Annotated in this window: 21 protein-coding genes; 11 read left to right on the forward strand and 10 right to left on the reverse strand. The window is 48.3% G+C overall.

Annotation, left to right across the window (positions count from 1 at the left end; genetic code table 11):
• Positions 1-154: 154 nt before the first annotated feature.
• The 8 genes from YC6258_RS04850 to bluB all read right to left on the reverse strand — a co-directional run bounded on the left by YC6258_RS04850 (position 155) and on the right by bluB (position 8,974).
• A complete protein-coding gene (locus tag YC6258_RS04850; protein WP_044616043.1) occupies positions 155-1,291 on the reverse strand; it encodes a Gfo/Idh/MocA family protein in 1,137 nt (378 codons plus the stop codon).
• Positions 1,288-2,055 (reverse strand): sugar phosphate isomerase/epimerase family protein, encoded by a 768-nt coding sequence (locus YC6258_RS04855; RefSeq protein ID WP_044616044.1) that lies wholly within the window; start codon positions 2,053-2,055, stop codon positions 1,288-1,290. Before YC6258_RS04855 ends, YC6258_RS04850 begins: the two co-directional genes overlap by 4 nt.
• 57 nt (positions 2,056-2,112) lie before the next feature.
• Entirely contained in the window at positions 2,113-3,183 is a 1,071-nt protein-coding gene (locus YC6258_RS04860; protein ID WP_044616045.1) for an ABC transporter ATP-binding protein, read from the reverse strand.
• A 2-nt stretch (positions 3,184-3,185) separates the two neighbouring features.
• Entirely contained in the window at positions 3,186-4,079 is an 894-nt protein-coding gene (locus tag YC6258_RS04865; protein ID WP_044616046.1) for a carbohydrate ABC transporter permease, read from the reverse strand.
• A 1-nt stretch (position 4,080) separates the two neighbouring features.
• Entirely contained in the window at positions 4,081-5,013 is a 933-nt protein-coding gene (locus YC6258_RS04870; RefSeq protein WP_082070564.1) for a carbohydrate ABC transporter permease, read from the reverse strand.
• A gap of 60 nt (positions 5,014-5,073) precedes the next feature.
• Positions 5,074-6,312, reverse strand: coding sequence for an ABC transporter substrate-binding protein (locus YC6258_RS04875; RefSeq protein WP_044616047.1), 1,239 nt, complete (start codon positions 6,310-6,312; stop codon positions 5,074-5,076).
• A 787-nt stretch (positions 6,313-7,099) separates the two neighbouring features.
• The gene (locus tag YC6258_RS04880) at positions 7,100-8,077 is read right to left on the reverse strand and encodes a LacI family DNA-binding transcriptional regulator (RefSeq protein ID WP_044616048.1); all 978 of its coding nucleotides are present in this window, start codon (positions 8,075-8,077) and stop codon (positions 7,100-7,102) included.
• A 222-nt stretch (positions 8,078-8,299) separates the two neighbouring features.
• Positions 8,300-8,974: a 5,6-dimethylbenzimidazole synthase gene (gene bluB, locus YC6258_RS04885; protein WP_044616049.1), complete on the reverse strand. Its 675-nt coding sequence runs from the start codon at positions 8,972-8,974 to the stop codon at positions 8,300-8,302.
• 258 nt (positions 8,975-9,232) lie between these two features.
• Between bluB and YC6258_RS04890 the strand changes: the two genes are divergently transcribed.
• Positions 9,233-10,165 carry a 5'-nucleotidase gene (locus YC6258_RS04890; RefSeq protein ID WP_044619738.1) on the forward strand — a complete coding sequence of 311 codons (933 nt, stop codon included), beginning with the start codon at positions 9,233-9,235 and terminating at the stop codon, positions 10,163-10,165.
• Positions 10,162-10,815 (forward strand): nucleotidyltransferase domain-containing protein, encoded by a 654-nt coding sequence (locus YC6258_RS04895; protein ID WP_052830064.1) that lies wholly within the window; start codon positions 10,162-10,164, stop codon positions 10,813-10,815. The genes YC6258_RS04890 and YC6258_RS04895 overlap by 4 nt, the downstream gene beginning before the upstream one ends.
• A 252-nt stretch (positions 10,816-11,067) precedes the next feature.
• Here the strand turns inward: YC6258_RS04895 and YC6258_RS04900 are convergent, their stop codons facing one another.
• Complete coding sequence (locus YC6258_RS04900) at positions 11,068-12,063, reverse strand: sulfotransferase (protein WP_044616050.1); 996 nt, start codon at positions 12,061-12,063, stop codon at positions 11,068-11,070.
• Between the two features lie 674 nt (positions 12,064-12,737).
• On the opposite strand from YC6258_RS04900, the gene YC6258_RS04905 reads away from it, so the two are divergent.
• The 9 genes from YC6258_RS04905 (at position 12,738) to YC6258_RS04945 (ending at position 25,363) form a co-directional block, all read left to right on the forward strand.
• Positions 12,738-16,712 (forward strand): non-ribosomal peptide synthetase, encoded by a 3,975-nt coding sequence (locus YC6258_RS04905; protein WP_044616051.1) that lies wholly within the window; start codon positions 12,738-12,740, stop codon positions 16,710-16,712.
• Between the two features lie 40 nt (positions 16,713-16,752).
• A complete protein-coding gene (locus YC6258_RS04910) occupies positions 16,753-18,027 on the forward strand; it encodes a glycosyltransferase (RefSeq protein WP_044616052.1) in 1,275 nt (424 codons plus the stop codon).
• A gap of 218 nt (positions 18,028-18,245) precedes the next feature.
• Positions 18,246-18,656 carry a GNAT family N-acetyltransferase gene (locus YC6258_RS04915; protein WP_044616053.1) on the forward strand — a complete coding sequence of 137 codons (411 nt, stop codon included), beginning with the start codon at positions 18,246-18,248 and terminating at the stop codon, positions 18,654-18,656.
• Between the two features lie 171 nt (positions 18,657-18,827).
• Positions 18,828-19,865 (forward strand): MBL fold metallo-hydrolase, encoded by a 1,038-nt coding sequence (locus tag YC6258_RS04920; protein WP_044619740.1) that lies wholly within the window; start codon positions 18,828-18,830, stop codon positions 19,863-19,865.
• Positions 19,866-20,152: 287 nt separating this feature from the next.
• The gene (locus tag YC6258_RS04925; protein WP_044616054.1) at positions 20,153-22,657 is read left to right on the forward strand and encodes a T6SS phospholipase effector Tle1-like catalytic domain-containing protein; all 2,505 of its coding nucleotides are present in this window, start codon (positions 20,153-20,155) and stop codon (positions 22,655-22,657) included.
• 9 nt (positions 22,658-22,666) lie between these two features.
• On the forward strand, positions 22,667-23,335 hold the full coding sequence (locus tag YC6258_RS04930) for a DUF2931 family protein (RefSeq protein WP_044616055.1): 669 nt from the start codon (positions 22,667-22,669) through the stop codon (positions 23,333-23,335).
• A 15-nt stretch (positions 23,336-23,350) separates the two neighbouring features.
• Positions 23,351-24,013: a DUF2931 family protein gene (locus YC6258_RS04935; RefSeq protein WP_052830065.1), complete on the forward strand. Its 663-nt coding sequence runs from the start codon at positions 23,351-23,353 to the stop codon at positions 24,011-24,013.
• Positions 24,014-24,028: 15 nt separating this feature from the next.
• On the forward strand, positions 24,029-24,685 hold the full coding sequence (locus tag YC6258_RS04940; RefSeq protein WP_044616056.1) for a DUF2931 family protein: 657 nt from the start codon (positions 24,029-24,031) through the stop codon (positions 24,683-24,685).
• A 15-nt stretch (positions 24,686-24,700) separates the two neighbouring features.
• Positions 24,701-25,363 (forward strand): DUF2931 family protein, encoded by a 663-nt coding sequence (locus YC6258_RS04945; protein ID WP_052830066.1) that lies wholly within the window; start codon positions 24,701-24,703, stop codon positions 25,361-25,363.
• Between the two features lie 36 nt (positions 25,364-25,399).
• Here the strand turns inward: YC6258_RS04945 and YC6258_RS04950 are convergent, their stop codons facing one another.
• A complete protein-coding gene (locus YC6258_RS04950; protein WP_044616057.1) occupies positions 25,400-26,455 on the reverse strand; it encodes an acyltransferase family protein in 1,056 nt (351 codons plus the stop codon).
• Positions 26,456-26,464: the final 9 nt, after the last annotated feature.

Below are 26,464 nucleotides of genomic sequence, written 5' to 3' on the forward strand. Positions count from 1 at the left end.
GTCTCCTACGTGTGAATGGTTAACAGGCAACACCCAAAGGTGTTGCCAGATACTATAAGGCATTTTCGAGTCCCTTAATTTCATACTGCTGTATTGAATTTGGCAGCCCGATGCCAAGTCGCAACCATCAGAAATATCTTCAGGGTATTTCTGATTAACGGTTCAATAGTAATGCGGCCGATTCAGGGTTCAGGGCTCTTGGTCGTTCGCAGGTGGTTGTCATCTTAACGGTAGTGCCGGTTTCGCCCGATTTCATTATCCCGAGCAATACCTCTACACCGTGCAAGGCACGATCCAGAGAACACATGTGATCCTGTTCATGATGGATGGACAGCACCATCTCCGCCAACCCGGCGGTGCGATAATTGGCCAGTGCCCGGTCTCCATGAATTTGGTTGGCTACACCGAAAGGGTGTTCCCACGGTGTCGTCAGATACAATTCGCGTTTGCCTTCCGTCACCGTTACTTTGCCCCCAAAAAAGTTTGGATCCGGCAGATACAGCGAGCCCTTGGAGCCATATAGCTCCATTGGGGCGTGGCCGTGTGCCTGAACATCCCAACTGGCGCTCAGAGTGATCAGTGCACCCTGTTCAAATTCCAGAATTGCGTGCAGGGTGGTGGGTGTTTCGACCTGGATGACGTCACCATAATGAGGTTGACTGGTAATGGTACGCTCGGGAAAAGGTGTGCTTGAGCGGGCGGTGACATTCCTGACCGGTCCCAACAGTTGAATCAGGTTAGCGATATAGTAAGGCCCCATATCCAATACCGGACCGCCCCCGGCTTTGAAAAAGAATTCCGGATTCGGATGCCACATTTCCATTCCCCGGCCCATGACATGACAGCTACCGGAAACAATATTCCCGACAGTGCCATCATCGATCAGTTTGCGGGCTAACTGGTGTGCACCACCAAGAAATGTATCGGGAGCACTGCCAACCCGTAGCCCGTTTGTCTGAGCCAGTGCCTGCATTTTCCGGCCTTCAGCCAGGTTCAGGCACAGCGGCTTTTCGGTGTACACATGTTTACCAGCCTGTAGTGCCTGCAGACTGATATCCGCATGGGCGGACGGAATGGTCAGGTTAACAACGATATCAATATCGTCATCTGCCAGCAGTGCATCGGTGGACATGGCCTGTAGTTCATATCGACTGGCAGTTTGCTGTGCCAGATCCATGTTGAGGTCGGCGCAGGCGGTAAACCTGAAACCTTTGAATAGCGGAGCCAGCTGGAGATAGCTGTTGGATATGTTGCCACAACCGATCACCCCGGCATTGAGTACAGAATTCATGCGACCTCCCCGGCGAGCTTTCTGGCACCTTCGATAGCCCGTTGAGCAAAGCGCGTGATATCGCTCGGATTATCATGTTCCATAATAAACTGCGTCGCCGGGGTGGCGCGAACAACCGGCCACCATTGCGACCATGGCAAAATACCGGTGGTGAAGTCGGCCCAGCCATCTTCGTCCAGACACTCTCCGTCGGGTGCGATATCTTTTAAGTGAACGCCACAAATCCGGTTTTGGTATCGGCTTAACCAATCGAGAGGATCCTGCTTGCCTTTCGCAACCCAGGCCAGATCCATTTCCCAACGAAGGGTCGGCGCGCCGGTCAGAATTGCAGTCATTGGCAATGATCCGTCCTCCAGAGGGTGAAATTCGAAATCGTGGTTATGCCAGCCGAACTCATAACCTTCGGCCCGTACCTGACCGGCAATGTGTTCCAGTCTATGCCCCAGCTCCAGCCAGCCGTGAGTGGACTGGGATTGGGGGCGCAGTTCAGGTTTGAGGAACGGGCAGATCATTGTCCGCATGTTCAGACGCTCGGCTATCGTCAGTGCCTGATCGATATCGGTCTCCAGCATCGTTAAGTCGAAATGACCGGTTGGCATGGTAAGTTCGTGTTTGGCTAACAGAGCAGTTAACTCATCGATGTTGGAATAGAGACTGCCATATCCCTCCACCTGACGATAACCCTGCTCTTTGAGCATGGCCAAAACCGCATCCAGAGAAGGTGCCTTGCGGGCACTGAAAAGCTGAAATGAAAAAGCTGTCATGACGAATCCTTATGGTTGATTGAATGGATAGCAAGGTACTGCTGCGATTATGTTTTGTCAGAGTCTGTCCTCCGTTGTTTGGGAAAACAGATGCACTTTTCCGGGATCGATAAAAATGTTGATAGGGTCACCACTGTGATAATCATGATCCCCGTGTACTTTGATCGACCAGCGGCAATCCAGCAGTTCAAACCAGAAAATACTTTCGTCCCCCATGGGCTCCACAATATCGATTGTGACGGTGGATAAACGAATGCTGCCGGGTCGCTCTTCAATGCATAAATGTTCCGGGCGGATGCCTAAAAATACGGCTTCATCATTGGTAGCCGTTTCAGGTTCATACCCATGCAGATCGATACGAAAATCCTGTTGACTGAATACTCCCTCATGCCAGTGACCGGCGATGATGTTCATGCCTGGTGAGCCGATAAAACGGGCCACGAAGAGATTGCAGGGGTGGTGATAAATTTCTCCTGGTGTGCCCAATTGTTGTACTTCACCGTTTTTCATAATCGCTATTCGGTCCGCCAGTGTCAGCGCCTCGACCTGATCATGAGTTACGTAAATCATGGTGTTCTTGAGCTGCTGGTGCAGCCGTTTGATCTCAACACGTAAATCTGCGCGCAATTTTGCGTCGAGATTGGACAACGGTTCATCAAACAGAAAAACATCCACATCACGGACAAGTGCGCGACCAATGGCAACGCGCTGACGTTGGCCGCCGGACAGTTCTGAGGGTTTTCGCTGGAGCAGCGACTCAATCTGTAGGATGCGAGCGGCACGGTCGACCCGGCGGGCAATTTCCGCTTTTTCCATGCCGGTCACTTTCAAGCTGAAGGACAGGTTTTTTTCCACCGTCATTTGCGGATACAGCGCATAGGATTGAAAAACCATGCCAATGCCTCTGTCCTTGGGCTCGTCCCAGGTGACATTACGATCATTGATCCATATTTGTCCGGCACTGATGTCCAGTAGACCGGCAATGCAATTCAATAACGTGGATTTTCCGCAACCGGAGGAACCAAGTAGCACTAAAAATTCGCCCTTGCGAATATCCAGATTAAGGCCTTTCAGCACATGAGTAGTCTGATATTTAAGATCCAATTGACGGATGGACACACTGTTCATAGTTACCCCTTGACTGCGCCGGCAGCAATGCCGCGCACGAAATATTTGCCAGACAGAAGATAGATAGCGAGTGGGATGATGGCCGTGAGAATCGTTGCGGCCATGTTAACGTTGTACTCGCGGACACCATGGGTGGTGGAAACGATATTGTTCAGTTGAACGGTCATCGGCAGGTTGTCTCGCCCGGCGAAAATCAAACCGAGTAAAAAATCATTCCAGATCCCAGTGGTTTGTAGAATGACAGCAACGACTGTGATGGGAACGGACATAGGCATCATGATCTGGATGAAAATCTGCCAGAAGCCAGCGCCGTCCACACGTGATGCCTTAAACAGCTCTTCAGGTACCGAGCTGAAGTAATTCCTGAATAACAGCGTCATCACCGGCATACCAAAAATGGTATGGATGATAATAATTCCGGCCAGGGATCCAAATGCCCCCACTTCACGAAGAAAAATAATCAGCGGGAAAATCACTACCTGAAACGGCACAAACGCACCAAACAGTAAAATACCAAACAATAGATTGGCACCACGAAACCGCCAGAATGCCAGGGCATAACCATTGATGGATCCGATCAGAATTGAAATGACAACACTTGGAATCGTGATCTTGACTGAATTCCAGAAACCTTCCTGAATACCGTTACATTCGATACCGGTGCAGGCTTCAGACCAGGCTTTGATCCAGGCAGAAAAATCCAGACTGTTGGGCAGAGCAAATAATTCACCCAGGCGGATTTCCGGCATGCCCTTGAATGAAGTGACGATCATCACGTACAAGGGGATGCAGAAAAACAGCGCGGCACCGATTAAAAAACCGTAAATGCCCAATCGTGAGGGGGATAATCGCCGAGGCTTGGGACCCTGCGGTCCAGAGAGATGTATTGCTGTCATATCAACCTCCCTGCCGAGTCGCTGGCCGGACGTATTCACGGTAGATCCATGGCCCTATCACCACCAATACCGGCAACAGCATCATGGTAGCCGCGGCCATGCCCAGCCCTACGTTGGCGCGTTGGGTGATATGATCGATGACAAACTTGGCTGGCATTTCCGTAGCCATACCCGGTCCGCCGCCTGTCTGGGCGACAATCAGGTCATATACACGTACAACACCTACTGCCAACAACACAACTGATGTGACGATCACCGGTCGTATCATCGGTAGTATGATAAATAAATAAACCTTCCAGGGAGGTATGCCATCCACTCTCGTAGCCTTCCAGAGTTGTTCATCTATTCCCCGCAGGCCCGCCAACATGATGGCCATGACCAGGCCGGAAGATTGCCAGACAGCGGCGATCAATACCCCGTAAATGGCATACTGAGGATCGACCAGGGGAGCAAAATGAAATGATTCCCAGCCGAGTTTCTGAATCACATTCTGAATACCCAGAGAAGGCTCCATCATCCATTGCCAGATCAGGCCGGTGACGACCAGAGACATGGCGTAGGGATAAAGAAATAAGGTTCGAAAGGTACTTTCAAAGCGGACTTTCTGATCCAGAAATACCGCCATCAGAAAGCCGGATAACAGACAGAATGCAATAAACAGAACGCCATAAATAAACAGGTTTTCGACTGACATGATCCAGCGAGAGGTTCCCCACAGACGTTCATATTGATCAAGACCAACCCACTTTAAATTGGGAAACAGGCGTGATCGGGTGAAAGACAACAGCACTGAATAACTAACGCAAATGACAAATACCCCGACCGCCACAATCATCATGGGGGTACTGGCCAGTAATGCGGAAAACTGTATCCGCTTGGAGGTTCGATTGTTCTTTTTCGTTTCGGTAACGGTGTTAACCATAGTTTCTTCCATTGCGAAATCCTCTGTATAAACCGCGCATCCAGCTTCAGAGATGCACGGGTTATCTGACGTTTAGTCCGCGTTGGCGATGATGTCCGAGAATGTCTTCACGGCATCAGCAACGGACATGTCAGGGTTATTCCAGAAAGTCGAGACGAGGTCCTGTATTTGTCCGTTAGTATCTTCAGTGATATAAGCTACTGCTGGGAAAATCGCGGATTTGGGATCATTCAATAACGCCATTCCCTTTTTCATACAGGCATCGGCGATATCCATGTCTACATCAGCACGGATCGGCAGAGAGCCCTTGGCGTTATTGAACTTGGCCTGAACCGCAGGACTCACCAGCATCGATGCCAGTTTGAACTGTGCTGCTTCCAGCGCTTTATCAGAAGTTTTGGGGAAAATAAATGAGTCACCACCCAACGTGAGATAAGGACGGTTTGAAGGACCAGGAATACAACCATAATCAATATCGGCCTGTTGTCCGGCTGCGGCAAATTCACCTCGTGCCCAGTCTCCCATGACCTGAGTGGCCGCTTTACCGGTGATGACCATGTTGGTTGCATCATTCCAGTTTCGGCCAGGGGAGCCAACATCGATAAACTGACGTAAGGCTCCAAACGTTTCGAAGACTTTAGTCATTTTTGCGCCGGCGGCGGCACTGGCATTCTTGTCTCGCCAGATCTGATACCAAAAGTCCGCATCGGTAATGCCAATCATGACATCATCAAACAGGTTTCGATCCTGCCAGGGCTGACCACCATGAGCGAGGGGAATGTACCCGGCCTCTCGAATGGCTGGAGCCACCTTCAGAAACTCTGGCCAGGTTTTCGGTTCTTTAACGCCTGCCTGAGAGAATATTTTTTTATTGGTCCACAACCATTGGGAAGAATGAATATTGACCGGAACACAATACAGCCGGCCATCTTTGATGCAGGGATCCAATATGTTCTGCGGACGAATGGATTTAAACCAGCCCTCGCGTTCGGCGACCGGTGTCAGATCAAGTAATAAATCCTCTTCGATCAGTTCCTCGAACTGACGTGATGTATTGAATTGGGCAGCTCCTGGTGCATCTCCTCCAAGAATGCGCTGCATGGTAACAGACCGGGAATTTTCTCCGAGTGCTACTGCGGTATCGACCCAGCGATCCTTACCGAGCTTATTGAACTCCTCGGCGAGTATGCTGACCGCACGTTGCTCCCCACCCGATGTCCACCAGTGAATGACTTCTAATTCCGTCGCTTGAACTGAAATGCTGATTGCACCCACACCGAAGGTAAGCGCGAAGATTTTTTTACCCAACATATTATTTTTATCCTCATGGGTCTGGTCTCCTGCTGCAACCGGCGTCCAGGTTACGACAGGAAAAAACGTTCATTTTAAATGAAAGCGCTTTCATTTTTGGATAATAGGCTTCATTTTTTTAAAAAGTCAAGCCATTTGAATTCAGTTATGAGAGTGGGAATGCATTTTCAAGAAGACTTTTAAACTGCGCTCATGATAGAAAATATCTGTTATATCAATGACCTGTAAAGCGAACTTCTGTCTTAAATTTTTTGATATTTTGCTTTTACGTATTTGAAAATTTTTTTAATTTACTAAACATTCATAGCACACAAAAAGTCCGAAACCGTTTACATGTCAATACCAAGATGACGACTTCACATTTGGATAAACGACCCTTATTGGATACCTGAAAATCTGTTAGGGAATTTGAATAACTATTTAGATTGCCAATGCCGTGTTAAAAATCTGTTCAAACCGGTCATTTATGTCTTATAAACTCCGGCTTTTGGCTCGACACATTCTATCTTTTGATCGCTGACCAGCAGCGCCCGAATCCGCGTCTGGCGGACAGGGTCGCTAATTTATGCCACGGCTTCCTATTAACCCGACAAATCTGGCGAAACCCCGAATCGTCGGACCGCTTGATTTATCGGGGCTCGCATTGGCTATAGCTAATGGTGTGGTCCGACATCCCGGTGCATCCCTGCGTCACACTATTAACCCGACATGTATACTTGCCAGGTTAATCGCCTGCATCAAAACTATTCCTATTTTTCAGAGGCCCCTTAGATGTCGAAAGTAAACTTCAGGCCGATTCACGAGTGATCAGAGATGGTTGGAACTGTCGTTTGGGCTTGTGTTGGGTACCGTAAACCCGATTTAGTACTAATAAGGCTGTTGCTTCTGCCATTTCATATAGTGGCATGTGTATAGTCGTCAGGCTGGGGATAAAGTTCTTTGAATGTTCCCAGTTGTCATAGCCCATAATGGCCATGTCCTTTGGTACACGTATACCCTGATCATGACAGACCCGTAGAGCACCTATCGCCATCATATCATTGGCAAAAAACACAGCGGTTGGTTTTTGTTTGAGTTGCAGAATGGTTTTCATGTGACTGGCTCCATCGGCAACACCGAAACTGCCTTCGACTTGCCAATGTACTTTTAAACGGGCTTCCTTCATTGCCTGAATGCTGCCCAGATAGCGTTGATCGGCATCGCGCTTCCATCGTGGACCGGACACTATTGCAATTCTCGTATGCCCTTTTGAGAGCAGATACTGAATAGCCATTTGACCGCCTGCAAAGTTGTCGTAATCAATATTCTGTTGCCGGTCACCGGGAAAATGCTGGTTCATAACGAATACCGGGCAACGTTTATTTATTCGGGCGATTTCTTTCTCCGTTAAAAAATTCGTGACCAGCACTAGAGCATCAACCTGTCGTTTTATCAGAAAGTCGACGGCATCCCTTTCGCCTTCGAGTGAATTCTGACCACTGGCGATGATGACATGTCGATCATGATTACGGAGAGCCGTCTCAATACCACTGGCAGCCGGACCATAGTAGGGTGTATTGATGTTTGTGGTTACCAGGCCAACAGTATAGGTTTTGTTGGAAGCTAATGAGCGTGCTGCCTGGCTTGGGCTGTAATTCAATTTTTCAACGGCAGCCAGGACCTGTAGTCTGGTTTTTTCTCTGACGGGTGTTGAACCACTCAAAACCCTGGATACGGTGGCTTTGGAAACACCTGCGAGGTTGGCGACTTCGTCAATCGTACTCATGTATTGTTGATTCCCAAATATATTGAAAGTTATCGCATTATGACTTTATTGCAAATATTTTTGTTTTTCCTGTTTATTTTTCGATATTGATTTTTATAAATGGTTTCGATCATTACTTTTTGTGAGTTTTTCAGGTTTAGCGGTTTTTTTGGTTTATTGGAACCATTTCGAAGATGACTGCAGGTGTATATCCCGAGCAATGTTTGTGAACATGATGTGATATCATTTTTGCCTATGGTCATGTGCAGTTTCGTAGTCCTCTGAAAATTGATTATGAACAATTGAAGCGTAAAGGGACTTCCTTCGTTCCCAGTTCAATTTTTCCAATTCAGGAATATCATAAAACTCTTTAACATGGCCAATACACAGATAAGCAATCAATTTGTGGCCGGCAGGTGCTTTCAGGATGTCATCAACAACGGATGGATTAAGAATGCTGACCCAGCCCATACCAATATTCATAGCCCTGGCCATCAGCCACATATTTTGAATAGCGCAAACAACACTGTACTCACCAACTTCTGGAATAGTGTTGTTGCCAATGATGGGGTTTTCCGGTGAGGTGTAGTATACCGCGATGTTGACCGGTGCTTCGATGATGCCATCCAGTTTCAGCTGCTGGTATTGTTGCTGTGCTTCCAAAGAAAATTTTTGTCTGGCCCGATGGGTTTCCAATTCAAAATTTCTATATACCATCTGTCTGATCTGTTTGTCTCGGATTATCACAAATTTCCAGGGTTGTGATAATCCGACAGATGGAGCGGTTGTGGCCGCTAATAAAATTTTTTCGAGTTCTTGTTCCGTCAGTTCCTGGCTAAGAAAATTATTACCTCTGATATCCCTTCGATGCAGCATTAACTGCATTAGTCTGTTTTCGTCTTTATCAGTAAATTGCATAAGTATTTTTCCATCTGGCGACTCTTCAGCCGAAAAGACTGTGTCGTCTGACAGTGAGCATTGCTGGTGTCTATTGTGAGAGCGACGCATTGAACTATAAATCCAGTCGTATGAATAGCAGGATGAAGGGCACTGCCCACAGCTCCAAAACGATCTTTGTGTTCAAATGTGCGACCAGGCGGCCATTGTTATGAAATTCCTGGTTTTCCGGTTATGCTCTTAATCAAACTTTATAACGATTGAGTGATCGAATCTGATATGGCATACGAACTGGAAAATCGCCTGGTAATAGGCGTTGCCTCAAGCGCGGTATTTGATTTAAGCGAATCAGATGAAGTATTCCGGCAGAAAGGCGAAGAAGAATATCGCAAGTTTCAGCAGGAAAAACTGAATGATGCTTTGCCCAAGGGCATCGCTTTTCCATTTATCAAGCGATTGCTGTCGCTGAACGACTTATGTGAGGATCCGGAAGACCCATTGGTCGAGGTGGTGCTACTGTCACGCAATGATCCTGATACCGGCTTGAGAGTGATGAAGACGATCAAGCATTACGGACTTGCAATGACGAGGGCAATCTTCATGCAGGGGCGCTCCCCTTACGAATATATTCCGGCCCTGAATATTGCATTGTTCTTATCCCGAAATAAGGACGATGTCGAAGCGGCTATTCAGGCCAAATACCCAGCTGGTCTGGTATTGGAATCTCACTTTAACGATGATGAGAATGATCAGACATTGCGGATTGCCTTTGACTTTGACGGCGTCCTGGCAGGTGATGAGTCCGAATCGGTGATGCAGTCATCAGGCTTGCAGGAATTTCATGAGCACGAGGTGCGTAATGTCACTCAACCGCACAATCCAGGTCCACTAAAAGAACTGCTGGTCAGAATTTCTAAAATTCAGTCGGTGGAAGAGCAATATAAAAAGTCACATCCGGAATATCAGAATCGTGTTCGTGTATCCATCGTCACAGCGCGTAATGCACCTTCCCATGAGCGCGCTTTGATGACCTTGAAGAGTTGGGGGGTAATGGCCAATGACGCGTTCTTTCTAGGTGGTATCGAAAAAGGCAGGGTACTGGGCGTTTTGAAACCCCATATCTTTTTTGATGATCAGTCCGGGCATCTGCGATCCGCCAGTGAAGTTGCTCCCTCGGTCCACATTCCTTTCGGGGTGACCAATCAGTCATGAGTAGTGACAATGATTTGAAAACACGGATGAGGCAAAAAGCTGTTCGTGCCGCTGACATGCTGGTGCGCAGACATCAGGCGTTGCTGGTCATCTTATATGGCTCGGTGGCACGTGGTGATGTGACGGAAAACAGCGATATTGATATCGCCTGTTTCTGTCAGAATCCACAAGTATCCCAGGATGTCCAGACATTTGAAGGCAGCAGGCTGGATGCCTGGATTTATGACGTAGCTGCACTTGATCCGCAGCGTAATGATTTTTTGCGTATGGGCGGTGGAGAGATCCTGTTTAATGATGGCATTGATGGTGTCGCTTTTTTAACCAGTGTTCAGGCTCGTATTATCCAGGGGCCTGGAGAATTGCAGGAAAATACCCGTAATCAACTGATCGAATGGAGCACGAATATGCTGCAACGGGCGGGCGGAGATAGTGTGGAGGCGCACTTTCGCCGTTGCTGGTTACCTTGTGAGTTGCTGGAAATCTATTTTCAGTTACGTGCCATGTGGTATCTGGGATCAAAACAAAGTTTTAAATGGTTGCGTGATCACGATCAGGAAAGCTTCGTATTGTTCCAGCAATGTTATCGGTTTCCTGGTGACATGGTATTGATTGAGCGATTGGTGACAAGAGTTATCACAATTGCCCAATAATCTGACGGTTGCTCATAAATTCAATGCGCATGTGTTAACAGGTGTTTATATCAAAAATATGATCGGACTATGACGATTCTGTTAATCATCATTGAACAGGAGCGAATGCTGTAGATATGTACTTTATATAGTCGGTGGCGTTTATTTTGATGTTATCTCCAGCGGTTAACATGCCGGAAATATCCGGCATGTTGAGTAACAGCCTAATTGCAGAACGTCTATCACAGATACTTGATATTTTTAAAGAACTGATCAGGCCTGCACGGCTTTGGCAATTAAACGATCCAGAGTATCCTGATACTCATTGAGTACCGGATTTAGATTCTTCCGTTGTTGCACTTTGATCTTCGCTTCCAGATCTCCCGTTAATGGCAAATCAAGCAATGGCTGTAACCGTTTCATCGTTGCCACCGGGTCCTTAACCAGTTCGTCATAATTCAATTCGATAGCCTGTTCCGCTGATAACTGTTGTATCTCCGCTCTGTAGGCGGCAATCTGACGTGCAACCGTTCTTGCCAGTAATGGCCGGGCGATCAGTGCAATCGTTTTTTCACCCACTAACCGATAGAGTTTTCGCAATATCCACCAGACGACATAACCGGCGCGGTAGCCCCGACGGGAACCATCAACACTCAACAGCATTTCGAGATAGGCCTGGGGTTGTTCGAGGTAAGCGATCAGCGCATTCAACATACTGTTAAGTACTGCCATCGGTTCCCGTGAAATATAAATGAATCTTGCAAGTGGGAACTGTTCAGCAATCCACTGGGCATTACCGGTATCCCAAGGGTTCTTCAACAGTACCGCCTGAGTGTCCTTTTGTACCGCTAATAACTTGCGACATATTTCTTTAAAAAAAACGACATTATTTTCTGTTAGTTTAAATGAGCGGGTATGTCGCCTTAATAAAAAACCGTACTCCTCCACGGTATGGTCGTTAATGGAAGTATGATCAATGCTCCGGTTTTGAATACCCAGTTGTTCAAAGCATTGATTTAAATAACTCCTTTCGTCCTGTTCGCGCCCGAGGTGATAGCTGCTTAACAATTTGGGGTAATAAAACAAATGATAAAGTGTCAGATGTGCCAGCGGAAAAGATTTGGCGACTGCATCATATAGAAATGTAGTACCCGAACGATGCAGCCCCATAATAAAAACCGGTTTCACTGGAATGTTTGCCAGTTCATCTGATCGATCGAAGTCTTCATTATGACAAGTGATAGATTTTAATAGGGTAGATTTTTTCATAGGAAGTCATGTCGCGGTTGTGGGTTTAAAAGTGACTGAAAATATTTAACAGACTAATATTCGTCAGTACAATCAATGAAAACATTTCAGCGTCTTTCTGTTTTTTTGGATAAAAGAAAGAATATTCTGGGTGTTCATTTGTTTTTTATTGGAGTATAGTTCTCCCCATGTAATCGATTACAATATAAATAAAAACAACAAATCACGTACATTTTCCAGAATATATATGCACAAACGGCAAAAACGACACTTTCGAAAAAAATATTAATTGATTTCTCATACTATTTGTTTTTAGTACTTTAGTATGAAGTGACAAATATTTTTAGAAACTGTCATTTTTTTAAACTTTTTATCAATTTGTTGACAATGCCAATTGTGACGTGGTTCTCGATATAAAACATAAATCATCCTCTCAAAAAAATTTAATAAAAACGATTTCACACTTAATCCCAAACTTAAAAATCAATTAAAAATTAGATAGTTATAAGGTTTGCGGATAACTTTTTCCGGTAAAAAAAAATAGAAAACTCTCTTTTTTTTTAGCTCTTACCATAATGAATTTTTAGTGGCAACCGTTTACAAAGATTGGTGCTCGTTTAAATTTACCTGAACAAATCCACTCTACCGACTGTGCCGGTTTTATACTACTGACATCATTGCGGGAGGACGCAGAAATGATCGAAACAGAGGGCAAATACCCTAAGTTAATTAAGAACGAGATTCAGCCTTTTCTCTTGCCCTTGTCTACCCCCCAGCGTGGTCAATGGATGGGTCAGAAAATTGGTCCCAGGAATGCTACATACAATTTGTCAGAATATATTGAAATAAAAGGTAGCATCGATATTGAGTTATTTTCCGCTGCAAGCAGACAGTTGATTTTGGAAGCAGATACAACTCGTTGCTTCATCGTGGAGCAGGGAGATAAGGTCTTTCAGAAAATCGAACAAAATTGTGACAACCACTATGCATTTTTTGATTTCAGTAGTTCTCAAGATGCACATGAAGCGGCATTGGAGTGGATGCGAGAAGATATTCACCGTCCTTTGGATCCAACTTGTGATCCACTATGGTTCAGTGCGCTGATAAAAATTACTTCTGATCGCTATTATTGGTATCAAAGATGCCATCATGTTGCATTTGATGGATTCAGTGGTGGAATGTTGGCACGCAGACTTGCCGAAATATATTCGGAGATGGTTGCTGGTCAGGAAGTTTCACCAAGTCCGTTTGGACCGTTATCCATGTTGGTTGAAAGCGAACAGGAATATCGACAGTCCAGCCGTTTTCAGCGTGATCGCGAATATTGGATGGAAACCTTAAGCCATTTGCCGGATGCGGTGTCACTGGCGCAGCGTTTGGCTCCTTCCAATGGTGGATTATTAAGGAAAACCTTATATCTTTCTCAGGCATTGACTGAAAAGATAAAAGAAGTGGGCCAACAAGCAGGTGGCTCATTGCCGCAAACACTGATTTCACTGGTTGCAGCATATTACTATCGGGCAACCGGTGTTGATGACCTTGTGTTTGGTATGCCGGTCACTGCCCGTACCAGTAAAGCATTGCGCAGTGTGCCTGGAATGATGGCCAATGCAGTACCTATTCGTCTGGCCATGGATTCAGACATAACTCTCGAGCAGTTGATTCAGCAGGTTGGCAAAGTGATGCGTAGTGCCTTACGGCATCAGCAGTATCGCTACGAAGATTTGCGCAGAGACCTCGGATTGATGGCGAATGGACGGCAAATTTCCTGGTTAGGGATCAACATAGAACCGTTTGACTACGATCTGCGATTTGGGGAATGTAGCACTTCATTGCACAACATGTGCAACGGTGCCATTGAAGATCTGACGATATTTGTTTATGACCGTAATGATGGCCAGGGGCTTCGGGTGGATCTGGATGCGAACCCTGCACGTTATTCAGAATCAGAACTGATTGCACACATGCAACGGCTTGAACGGTTGATGCTGGCGGTTATTAAAGAGCCACAACAGTCATTGAGTAAAGCGAGTCTGCTGAGTGCGGCAGAGCGCCATAAAATATTAACTGACTGGAACAAATCATCCTGGCCGGTTCCTAAACTTTCTGTGGTTGATCTATTTGATGCTCAGGTCATGTGCAGCCCATGGGAAGTGGCCGTCACGACAGATGAGCGCTCACTGACCTACATGCAACTGAACCGGCTTGCTAATGCCTGGGCCCGGTGGTTGATCAAAAACAACGTTCGTCCGGGTGAGCTGGTGGCGGTTGCCTGTAATCGCGATACCAATATGCTGGTGGCATTGTTAGCTGTTCTTAAAGCAGGAGCAGCTTACTTACCACTTGATCCGGATTTCCCGGAAGAGCGATTGAAAATCATTCTGGAAGATGCCCAACCTAAACTGCTGCTAAGTAGCGAAGATCTCGTGAACAGCTTGCCGAAGGTTGAAATACCAACATTGTGGCTGAATAACCCTGGCTTCGATCCGTCCTCTCCGGAGTACGGTGTGAATCCTGTGGTTCCCTCCATTCACGGAGACAGCCCCGCATACGTCATCTATACATCCGGCTCCACCGGACGCCCGAAAGGGGTGGAAATCCCCCATCGTGCATTTACCAATTTCCTTTGTGCCATGCAGGGAGAACTGAAGCTGACGCCAGACGACTGTTTCCTGGCTGTCACCACAATTTCCTTCGACATTGCAGCATTGGAGTTGTTCCTGCCGATTGTCATCGGCGCATCTGTTTTGATTGCCGAGCGTAAAGTGGTACGGAATCCTGAGGCTCTGGTTGATATGGTGACGCGTCATGGCGCGACGGTTATGCAGGCCACACCATCATTGTGGCAGGCTCTGTTGCCGGATTACAGCAAAGCACTGCATGGCATTAGAACTCTGGTAGGCGGAGAAGCGCTGTCCGGACCGTTGGCAAAAATGATGGCCGGACTCGGGCATCCCGTTATAAATGTATATGGACCCACGGAAACTACCATCTGGTCGACTATCATGACATTGTCCAATCCGGCGGATATCGATCATCCACCGATTGGCCGGCCAATCTGGAACACCCAGGTATATGTTCTGGATCACGCTTTGGAGCCGGTACCAGTGGGCGTGACCGGAGATCTGTATATCGCTGGAGATGGCTTGGCCCTGGGGTATTACCGTCAGCCCGATCTCACCAATGAGCGATTTGTTGCCAATCCATTTGGTCAGCCGGGCAGTCGCATGTACTTCACTGGCGATAAGGCCCGCTGGCGTGATGACGGTGTGTTGGAATATCAGGGACGTAGCGACCATCAGGTTAAAATACGGGGTTTCCGCATTGAAATCGGTGAAATAGAAACCCGACTTCTGGCCTGTCGCGAAGTGAACCGTTGCGTAGTCGTTGCCCAGACGGCGCCTCAAGGCAATCAGCAGCTGGTTGCGTATGTCGTACCGGTGGATGAAAAACTGAATACCGATGACCTGCGCAGACAATTATTGTCCAACCTTCCGGATTACATGATTCCGACGCACTTTATGCTGATGGAGCAATTGCCGCTAACGCCGAACGGCAAAATTGACCGTAAGGCTTTGCCGTTACCGGTATGGCATGCCGCCCGCGCATATGTGCCACCGCGTACTCCCGCAGAGGAAATGGTTGCGTCTATCTGGGCGGAAACTCTGGGACTGGAAAAAGTCGGGATATACGATAACTTTTTTGAAATCGGCGGAGACTCCATTTCGGCCACCAGGATCCTGAATCGGATTAATGAGACCATGGCCATAGATGTGCCCTTAAGTGCCATGTTTACTTCTGCGACCATCGCAGATCTGACTGACCAATTGCGGCGCGACGATTCCTGGGATCCATTGGGAGTGGTTTTACCCATCAAAACGGATGGTACAGCAGCACCTTTGTTCTGTATCCACCCGGCCATTGGATTGTCCTGGGCGTATGCCGGTATGCAGCGGCATCTCTCAGATAACATTCCATTATATGGAATTCAGTCTCAAGGGTTGCGACACGCTGTTCGTCTGCCTAACTCCATTGAAGAAATGGCTGAGGATTATCTGGAGCAGATTCGCCGCGTTCAACCGAAAGGTCCCTATCGATTGCTGGGCTGGTCTTTCGGAGGCATGGTTGCGCACGCGCTGGCACAGCGGTTACAGACTCTGGGTGAAGAGGTTTCGTTTCTGTGCATGCTGGACACCTACCCCTATCTCTTTGGTCCTGACATTAAAAAGGACAATGAATCCATGGTGAAGGCAGCTCTGGCATTCCTTGGGTATAACCCGTCTACATTGTCGGAGCAACCGAAAGATATGACGGAACTGGCGGCATTTCTGGTGCGTGAATACGATATTCCATCTATGCCAATGGTTCAGGAAATGCAGAAAAACAATGCCAACATTATTGATCATGTGCTGGCAGTGATTCAGAATAATCTCGACTTGGCGCGTCGTTTCCGGCCGGGATATGTGGAGGCTGACCTGCTGTTCTTTGTAGCGGAAGAAAGTATGAATGACTCGATGAAAGATATTCTGGATCATCGTGCCGAAGCCTGGAAAAGTAGCATCACAGGAGAACTGAAAATACACTCCATTAAATGTATGCATCAGGAAATAATGGATGTTGAAGTGTTGAATGAAGTGGGGCCGATCATTGCCGAGTATCTCGGTCAATAACCCAGGGTAGCGAGATTGTCCAAACCAATATGAGGCCTATGTGAGAATCACATTATTTACCATCGGTACACAAGGTGATGTAAGACCTTTGGTTGCTTTGGGTGCGGGCCTTAGACGCGCCGGTCATGAGGTACGACTGGCCAGTAACCCCAGTTTCAGGGAACTGGTTCAGTCTGCCGGACTTGAGTTTGCACCAATCAATGCGGATTTTCTGGAACTCATGGCATCCGAGCCAGAAGCTGTCAGAAAAGGCAAAAACGTCTTTAAATTTTTAAACGCAGGTCGTAAAGGCCTGCTCAACATGGCCTCACAGTGGGCTGAGCAGGGTAAGACGGCTGCGCAGGATGCCGACTTGTTATTGGGTAACGGTATGACCGTGCCATTGGTGGCTTCGCTGGCTGAAGTATTTAAAAAACCGTACGTTCAGACACATTTGCAGCCGGTAACACCAACCCGTGCCATGCCGCCTATGGGTTTTCCATTACCACAAAAAAACCGTCCGGGGCTGATCAACCTGGCGTCCTATCACTTCATCCGATTTCTGGTCTGGCAAGCCTTGCGGCCTGCTATCAATGGTGTTCTACGCAAACAACTCGGACTGCGATCTTACCCCTGGTACGGGCCTTATTATCAGACAGAAGTAAAAAACCAGCCATTGATATATGGCTACAGTCAGCATCTCATCCCGAAACCACAGGACTGGACAACTCGCATTGAGATTGCCGGATTCTGGTTTTACGACCAGGCTGAATCATGGCAGCCACCGCCACATCTGCAGGCATTTCTGGAAGATGGCCCTAAACCGATTTACGTCGGTTTTGGCAGTATGCTGAGTGGTCGGGATTCGCAGGAACTGACGATTAAAGTGGTAAAAGCCATTCGTCTCAGTGGCTATCGGGCCATTCTGGCCACTGGTTGGGGAGGTCTGTCAGCGGAGTTGGCAGAAGGCATGGAAAAACATATTTGTGTGATTCAGCATGCTCCTCATGATTGGTTGTTTCCTCGGGTGGAGTTGGCAGTACATCATGGCGGTGCCGGTACCACGGCTGCGACGGTGCGGGCCGGTATCCCTTCTGTGGTCCTGCCGTTTCTTGGGGATCAGCCGTTCTGGGCATGGAATCTAAAACGCCTGAACGTATCACCGGGTGGACTGAATCTGGAAAACCTCACCGCTGAGCAGCTGGCACATAATATTCAGTTGGCTGGCTCAGAGCTGATTAAACAGAATGCCGCACTGCTGGGGCAAAAAATTCGCTCCGAAAATGGTGTTGAAAATGCCGTTCTGGCAATGAGGCGGTTAGGGTATATCGAGTAATCTACTTCGAACAGGGCGTTTATGATGCCAGGAGGCTTCTGAAAAATAGGAATAGTTTTGATGCAGGCCAGGAAGCACCGCTCGCAATACCGCAGTTTACTCGCGTAAATGAGGATGTGAGAATGGAGCTGACAACGTCCTGCGCGAAAATAGGCCATTTTTCAGATGGTGCGTTAGAATCGCCCGGTCAAAACGCAGTTACCTAAGGATTACTTCAGATGACCTACGCCCTGAAAGCGGAAATACCTTCCGTCGAACACTATATTGCAATACGACTGGCTGCCGGTCTGTCCCGTAAATCGGAACAGGCTGCAACTATTGGCCTGAAAAACAGCCTCTACAGCGTTGTGGTGTATCACCAGTCAAGCCCGATCGGAATTGGTCGTGTGATTGGCGATGGCGGCTGTTTTTTTGAGATCACCGATATGGCTGTGTTGCCAGAGCATCAGGGAAAAGGAATCGGGGCAATGATCATGACTGCACTGGTTGACTGGTTGCATCAGAATGCCCCCAGTACCGCCTATGTCAGCCTGATGGCCGACCATCACACTCCGGATTTTTATCAGAAGTTTGGTTTCACCAAAGCCGAGTTACCCAAATCATCAGGGATGTTTCTGCGTATTCCCTGAAACCAGTCCCCCATAGACCCTGCGCGATTGCCATGAAAGCGTAAAGCACGCTTGCCTAAAACAGCATGACTCCCAATGATGTTGAGCTATGCATTTTCACTCAACAGCGTAATATTGACGGGACTGCGCTGGCATTTGCGCCGGATGCGTCACTTCAGCACTGGGGGCACTATGACGACATCCTTGCTTAAACCGGTTGCCACGCCTGCGGCAGCCCGCAAAGAAACATCCAGTCGGTATGATAACGGCCGCTTTTACAATCTGGACCCGACCGAAAAAGTGCCACATCAGCTGTGGAAAATATTCAAGGCGTTGTTGTTTGGTAACTACCCCCGCCGGGTACCAGACAAATATATCCCCATTCAGACGTTGACTGCCGCCATACTGGATAACCTCGCGGAAGATGCAGCAGTGGCTTATCGGTTGGGGCACTCCTCGTTATTGTTGAAACTCGATGGCCATTTCTGGCTGACCGATCCGGTGTTTTCAGAACGCGCGTCACCGGTACAGTTTTTGGGTTCCAGACGCTTTCATCAACCGCCGATCAGTGTTTCTGAACTACCTCCCATCAAAGCGGTCATTCTCTCCCACAACCACTACGACCACCTCGACAAACACACCATTCTTCAGCTGGCCGATAAAGTTGAATACTTTGTCACACCGGTTGGTGTTGGTTTGGACCTGCAAAAATGGGGCATTGACCCGGTTTGTATTATTGAATGTGACTGGTGGCAATCGATCCGAATCGGCGAAACCGAATTCACCGCTACGCCAGCACAGCATTTTTCCGGTCGCAGTCTGGGTGATCGCGACGGTACGCTGTGGTGTTCATGGGTCATTAAAGGACAACAGAAAAAGCTGTTTTTCAGTGGTGACAGCGGTTACTTCTCCGGCTTCAAACATATCGGTCAGGAATACGGCCCGTTCGATATCACCTTTATTGAAACCGGTGCCTACAGTGACCTCTGGCCAGACGTCCATATGACCCCGGAACAATCCGTACAGGCTCACATTGATCTACGGGGAAAAGGCATGGTGCCCATCCACAATGGTACCTTCAGCCTTTCATTTCACCCCTGGGATGAACCGTTTGAGCGGGTGTCCAAAGCGGCGCAGGAACAACAAGTTACACTACACACTCCCCTGATCGGTGCGCCACTGGATCTTGATGAACCCGGCGAGACCGAAGCCTGGTGGCGACTGGAATAGTCGCCCTTAAGAACGCCCTGCCCGAAAATCTGCCAACAACTTCAAACATTTTAATGCTGCCTTTGACAGCCCCAGGGAATACTGAGATAACACTTCCGGATTTCTAATCTAAGGGGCTTCTGAAAAATAGGAATAGTTTTGATGCAGACGAGGAAGCACCACTCGTAACACCGCAGTTTACTGGTGTAAATGAGGATGTGAGACTGGGGCTGACAACGTCCTGCGCGAAAATAGGCCATTTTTCAGATGCACCCTAAAAAGTGATCAATAACAAGGACGGTTACTTCATGAGCCAGACTCAGCCACAAGACGTTACTGCGCTGCCGCAAACCATCAAAGACTTTATTCTCCGTCAGGGTTACTCTCTCAATCCGCTATGCTGGCAAGCGACCTATCGGTATCCCGAAGATGCCAAGGCGTTTGAACCTCAAAAACAGCCACTGCATTTCTTTATCTTGCAAACTGGTGGACAGCTCTCTCTGTTAACCCGCCATCAACCCAGACAGTGTGGCATCGTCTACGAACTCAAAGCCCGTTCGGGGCATACCGCTACCAAACCAGCTGCACCGCGACAGAATCTTGAGCGACCGGCACCCTTATATGTTGAAGATGATCCTTTGCCGGCCGGTACGCCGGGTGTCGATACCATCGACCAACCAGACTACTTTGCCCAACTGGAGTATCGTTATCCGGACGACAAAACCGGTGTCGTCAGTCATTACCGGATCAGTTCCGCAGAACAACACTATAGTGGTCAGCTGCTGGGCAGTACCGGCAAACTGGCTCTGCCAGCTCCCGGTATTGTGCACTATGAAATTGGCGCCGCCGTCACCGATGAACAGTGGCAGGCCGGTTATGATGCACTCGCTCAGCACTGTCGCGAGTTAAGCGACCACCTGAACGCCGCCGCTCCCATACAGACATGGCCCAAACAGGTACAGACACTGCACCTGATCCATACCGAAGTCCTCCATCCCGGTGACCCGGCCAATATGGCAGCGACATTGTTCGAAACCGGCCAGCCACTGCAAAACCTGTTTGAAACCGCCTCTGAAATCTGGCAGCGACAAATCCAGCGACCCGGCGATTTCGCCACCCGTTTCAGTCGTTGGCAGACTATCGATAAACTGCTGTTGCCCGACCAATTAGGTCAGAGTTTCGGCGTAACCGGACTATTGACGCCGGTTATCGGCGAACGCCTGTGTGATCTGATCTACCTGCTCGCCGGTGATATCCAGTTAACCGCATTACGCGCCGTTGCCGAACAACGCCAATATTCAGACCCTGACAACTGGCTTAAAGAAGCCGCACTGACAGCGCTGATCCACTGCAACGCCAAACCCAGTCCGGGTACCTCTGCCGGCAACCAATCGCCCTATTTTCACACCCTGAAACAGATTGGCCAGCAGCTGTATCAATTGGCAGAGCTGCAACGTCAGCAGGACAAAGTGGTCACCCTGAGTGAATCGAACAACAAACCGGTCAAACGCCTGCTTAAAGTTCCGGAGATTGGAAGTAACTGGTTCTACCAACCCTCCAAAAACCTCTCACAACCCAAACGGATTCTGCGGCTGGGGGTGTTTTTTGATGGTACCGACCAAAACCGCTATAACGATGCACAACTGCCGGATCGGGATATTTCCAATATTGCCAAGCTGGATGATTTGTATATGGAAACCCGTATTGATCAGGGCATGGAAGTCACCTATACCGACCACATTTACATCAAAGGTGTAGGCACTACCGATGGCAAGCAGACCAGTAAGGGGTTTGAGGTAGAAGAAAGCAATCTGGGGCTCGGTTTCGGCTTGGGGCCAGAAGGAGGACAAGCCCGGATTGCGGAAGTATTTGAGCGTTTAAAGGTCAAATTAGGAGCTAACGATTATGACGAAATTGTCTTCGACGTCTTCGGTTTTAGCCGAGGTGCGGCATTAGCTCGCTTTTTTACTAACTTGGTCAATCAATGGCCAGAATACTATAATCCTTATGATCATAGTGATCCGGTTCCAGAAAATGATTTATATACTGTTCGGGCATTTCCACAACATTTAACCGGTCGGGCGGCGTTTGTCGGTCTGTTTGATACGGTCGGCAGCTTTTATATGCCGGGTAATCATGATGAAGGGGAAATCAATCTGAACCTGAACGAACAGAGTGCCGAACGGGTCGTGCATTTTGTCGCTGCCCATGAGGTCCGGCAGAATTTTCCTTCCACTCGCATCAGCACCGAAACCGGCTATTTGCCCGCTAACTTTACTGAGATTGTCTATCCCGGCGTGCATGCGGACCTCGGTGGTGGTTATGAAAACCCCACCGGCCATGGCACAGAAAACTGGGAGCTGCTGACCACCCATATTTTTACCCTGCCACGGGAGAACAAAGCCCAAGCCGTGGCCTTTCTCAAACAGCAATACGACAAACCCGCACAGCATCAATTTGTGCAGCGGCGATTGAACGATGTCTATGTTCAACAACACAAACCAACCCGTAAGGAATTATCGATTTATTATCTGCATCTGATGCATCAGCATGCCAAGGCTGCGGGGGTGCCTTTAAGAAGTATGGATATGAATAAGAGTGCTCATATCATTCCGAATGACTTGCACCAGCAATTAAATAAATGGAAAGCCTCAGGAGGGTTAATCGAGACGGCTAAAAATCATCTTGATAGCTATATCCATACATCGGAACGAATCGATGAATCCTTTCCAAAAGTCAACAAACCCCGTGAAAAACACAAGCAATACGAGCGTGCTGTGTTCTATAACCATCCAAACCTGGCCGTAAAATAGGAGAAATCAATGTTCCATCGCTTTAAGGAAATGTTATTAATCCTGAGCAGCATTTTGCTGCTCATGGGTTGCCAGGAAAAGACCTACGATTATGGATTTAGCGAAGGTGGTATTGGAGGCGAAGGCTGGCCAGTTTGGGGTGAGTACTTGATTGTGAACGAAGCCTGGCAGGTACCCGTAGGGAATCTGTCCGGAGGTTATCCAGATAACATCCCGGATACTTCTCAATCTGTATTGGGTGAGAAGCCGATACCGCATATGTTACGGGCACGCTGGTTTTCCTATCGCAATCAGACATTCTATGAAGTGACTGTCAGTGTCACCAAGGACCGGCAGGCGCAAGTCAAAAACTGGTTTCGTCGCTATCCACGACCCGAATATCTGCACACCTTATCTGTAGGTTTTTCGGGGCAAGGGGAACTTCAAGCCTGGTGGACCGTTGTCTGTGTCAGAAAAGCCTGTGATGAAGATGTACCTGGAAGCGACCACTTCGAACTCACCCCAAGAACCACAGCCGTGGTAGCCGAAGGCGATCCCAACCAATATTACAATACCACGCGTGAGTTGATCGGTGAGGGCAGTATTCCTGCCAGTGTATTGGATCTTGTGCCGGTAATGGAAAATCCACCCGATGAACACCAGTATGACGACATACTTGATATCGTCCCAAAGGAATAAACAAGACAGAGACCGATGAAAAGGATATTGCTATTCATACTCAGTATTTCACTGCTCCCCGCCTGTCAGGAAAAGACCTACGATTATGGATTTAGCGAAGGTGGTATTGGAGGCGAGGGCTGGCCTGTTTGGGGCGAGTACCTGATTGTGAATGAGGCCTGGCAGGTACCCGTAGGGAATCTGTCCGGAGGTTATCCAGATAACATCCCGGATACTTCTCAATCTGTATTGGGTGAGAAACCGATACCACATATGTTACGGGCACGCTGGTTTTCCTATCGCAATCAGACATTCTATGAAGTGACTGTCAGTGTCACCAAGGACCGGCAGGCGCAAGTTAAAAACTGGTTTCGTCGCTATCCACGACCCGAATATCTGCACACCTTATCTGTAGGGTTTTCGGGACAAGGCGAACTTCAAGCTTGGTGGACCGTTGTCTGTGTCAGAAAAGCCTGTGATGAAGATGTACCTGGAAGCGACCATTTCGAACTCACTCCAAGAGTTCAAGCCACGGTGGCCGAAGGTGATCCCAATCAGTATCGGGAGCGGACCAAAGGCGAGGTGGAAGAGGGGAGTATTCCGGCGACGGTATTGGAACGGTTGCCGCCAGAGGAGAATAACTATCCGCAAGATCCAGAGTTGTACAAAAGAATTATGAGTATCGTCCCGAAGGAATAAACAAGACAGAGACCGATGAAAAGGATATTGCTATTCATACTCAGTATTTCATTGCTCCCCGCCTGTCAGGAAAAGACCTACGACTATAGCTTTAGCGAAGATGGTATCGGAGGAGAAGGTTGGCCTGTCTGGGGAGAATATCTGATCGTCAACGAAGCCTGGCAGGTGCCGGTGGGAAATTTACCTGGCGGTACGGTTGATAATATTCCGGTTGGTTCTCAATCCGGTCTGGGACGCAAACCGATTCCTGAAACCTTACGGGCACGCTGGTTTTCCTATCGTAATCAGACTTTTTTTGAAGTGACGGTTGCTATTCCCGAAGCCAAACAAGCGCAAATCAAACAATGGCTTAAGCAATATCCAACGGATCGTTATTTACATGAATTGGCTGTCGGCTTTGCCGGTCAGGGTGAACTACAGGCCTGGTGGACGATTTTCTGCAAAGCAATTGACTGCCCAAAAGATCAACCTAAGACAGACCATTTCGAACTTACCCCAAGAACCACAGCCGTGATGGCCGAAGGCGATCCCAACCAATATTACAATACCACGCGCGAGTTGATCGGTGAGGGCAGCATTCCTGCCAGTGTATTGGATCTTGTGCCGGTAATGGAAAATCCACCCGATGAACACCAGTATGACGACATACTTGATATCGTCCCGAAGGAATAAACAAGACAGAGACCGATGAAAAGGATATTGCTATTCATACTCAGTATTTCACTGCTCCCCGCCTGCCAGGAAAAAGCCTACGACTATCACTTTAGCGAAGGTGGCATTGGAGGCGAGGGCTGGCCAGTTTGGGGAGAATATTTAATTGTGAATGAAGCCTGGCAGGTGCCAGTCGGTAATCTGTCAGGGGGTGAACCTGATAACATTCCGCGAGGTTCTGCCTCTGCTTTAGGTCATAAACCGCTTCCCTCATCATTGCGAGCACGCTGGTTTTCCTATCGCAATCAGACGTTTTATGAGGTAACGGTTGTTATTCCCGAAGCCAAACAAGCGGAGATAAAACGTTGGTACAAACGTTATCCAACAAACGTTTTTTTGCATAAATTATCGGTTGGTTTTGCGGGTCAGGGAGAATTGCAGGCCTGGTGGTCGGTAGGTTGTATTGAAACCCATTGTCCCGAGGATCTGCCAGAAAGAGACCATTTTGAACTCACTCCAAGAGTTCAAGCCACGGTGGCCGAAGGTGATCCCAATCAGTATCGGGAGCGGACCAAAGGCGAGGTGGAAGAGGGGAGTATTCCGGCGACGGTATTGGAGCGGTTGCCGCCGGAGGAGAACGACTATTCCCAGGATAGCGAGTTGTACCAGCGCATCATGCACATTGTTCCCGTGCAATAATGTCCGGCTGGCAGTTGTCTTGCTTACTTGGTTGCATCACACTCTGAAGAGCTGTTTAACCCACCGGCGCATCCGGGTTTCGTAGTAGTAATACAACCCCAGACTGAGCAGTAAGCTGATGCCCAGCACCAGCGCGGCATGAATCAGTTCGCCGCTGGTGCCATAAAACAGCTGATAACGGTCGGTCAGGTATTGCAGGTACTGCGCCACCAGATAGTGCACCAGATACAGTGAAAAACTCACTTCGCCGAGTATGATCAGCACCCGGCCGGAGATTGCGCGTGATAACGTGCCGCTGGAAAAACTGAACGCCAGAATCAACAGCGCCATGGGTAGCAGATAATACAGGTCGTAACGCAAGGTCTGTGGGATCTTGCCTTTGAGCGCAAAGAACACCGCCAGCAGCAGTACCGCGCCAACCTGCATCAGGGTTGCCTGGGTCGGCTTTATCTGCCCGACCATGCGGCAATACAGCCGGTACAGTAACATCCCGGTACAGAAATCCATTAACCGGGAGACCGGAAACACATACATCCAGAAATGCCGGTTCGCGTCATCGAAAAGCGGCGACAGCAGTATTCCCTGCCAGCCCAGGCACAACAACCATAACCCCAGCAACAGGCGGTTTTTCAACAGGATCAGCAATGGGAACAAGGCATAAAAGAAAATCTCCGACGACAAACTCCAGGCCGGCAGATTGATGGAAAAATGCACATCGCGGGCCGGTGAAAAGCCCTGTAACAGCAGTGCGTTCAGCCCATACGCCAGCGCAGACGTGTGTTCGTCGATCAGCATCAGCCAGGGAATGGCCAACAACAGCGTCAGCAGATGCAGGGGATAGATCCGCGCCACTCTGGCGACATAAAACGCCTTCAGGCCATGATCCTTATGCAATCGCTGCTGATAGGAATAACTGAGAATAAAGCCCGACAAGATAAAGAAAAACGTGACGCCGATATAGCCTTCCCAGAATACCTTGCTGTACAGCGTCCTCAACAATGTCGAGCCGCTGTCGCCGAAAAAGCGCAGGTGACTGAATAACACCGCACAGGCGGCAAAAAAACGCAATGACGTTAATGCATCAATTTTCACAACAGATTC

It is taken from the genome of Gynuella sunshinyii YC6258 (assembly GCF_000940805.1).
Lineage (GTDB): Bacteria > Pseudomonadota > Gammaproteobacteria > Pseudomonadales > Natronospirillaceae > Gynuella > Gynuella sunshinyii.

Coding starts and splice junctions, on each gene's coding strand:
- YC6258_RS04850 (WP_044616043.1), bottom strand. CDS start 1,291: ATGAATTCTGTACTCAATGCCGGGGTGATCGGTTGTGGCAACATATCC.
- YC6258_RS04855 (WP_044616044.1), bottom strand. CDS start 2,055: ATGACAGCTTTTTCATTTCAGCTTTTCAGTGCCCGCAAGGCACCTTCT.
- YC6258_RS04860 (WP_044616045.1), bottom strand. CDS start 3,183: ATGAACAGTGTGTCCATCCGTCAATTGGATCTTAAATATCAGACTACT.
- YC6258_RS04865 (WP_044616046.1), bottom strand. CDS start 4,079: ATGACAGCAATACATCTCTCTGGACCGCAGGGTCCCAAGCCTCGGCGA.
- YC6258_RS04870 (WP_082070564.1), bottom strand. CDS start 5,013: ATGGAAGAAACTATGGTTAACACCGTTACCGAAACGAAAAAGAACAAT.
- YC6258_RS04875 (WP_044616047.1), bottom strand. CDS start 6,312: ATGTTGGGTAAAAAAATCTTCGCGCTTACCTTCGGTGTGGGTGCAATC.
- YC6258_RS04880 (WP_044616048.1), bottom strand. CDS start 8,077: ATGAGTACGATTGACGAAGTCGCCAACCTCGCAGGTGTTTCCAAAGCC.
- bluB (WP_044616049.1), bottom strand. CDS start 8,974: ATGCAATTTACTGATAAAGACGAAAACAGACTAATGCAGTTAATGCTG.
- YC6258_RS04890 (WP_044619738.1), top strand. CDS start 9,233: ATGGCATACGAACTGGAAAATCGCCTGGTAATAGGCGTTGCCTCAAGC.
- YC6258_RS04895 (WP_052830064.1), top strand. CDS start 10,162: ATGAGTAGTGACAATGATTTGAAAACACGGATGAGGCAAAAAGCTGTT.
- YC6258_RS04900 (WP_044616050.1), bottom strand. CDS start 12,063: ATGAAAAAATCTACCCTATTAAAATCTATCACTTGTCATAATGAAGAC.
- YC6258_RS04905 (WP_044616051.1), top strand. CDS start 12,738: ATGATCGAAACAGAGGGCAAATACCCTAAGTTAATTAAGAACGAGATT.
- YC6258_RS04915 (WP_044616053.1), top strand. CDS start 18,246: ATGACCTACGCCCTGAAAGCGGAAATACCTTCCGTCGAACACTATATT.
- YC6258_RS04920 (WP_044619740.1), top strand. CDS start 18,828: ATGACGACATCCTTGCTTAAACCGGTTGCCACGCCTGCGGCAGCCCGC.
- YC6258_RS04925 (WP_044616054.1), top strand. CDS start 20,153: ATGAGCCAGACTCAGCCACAAGACGTTACTGCGCTGCCGCAAACCATC.
- YC6258_RS04930 (WP_044616055.1), top strand. CDS start 22,667: ATGTTCCATCGCTTTAAGGAAATGTTATTAATCCTGAGCAGCATTTTG.
- YC6258_RS04935 (WP_052830065.1), top strand. CDS start 23,351: ATGAAAAGGATATTGCTATTCATACTCAGTATTTCACTGCTCCCCGCC.
- YC6258_RS04940 (WP_044616056.1), top strand. CDS start 24,029: ATGAAAAGGATATTGCTATTCATACTCAGTATTTCATTGCTCCCCGCC.
- YC6258_RS04945 (WP_052830066.1), top strand. CDS start 24,701: ATGAAAAGGATATTGCTATTCATACTCAGTATTTCACTGCTCCCCGCC.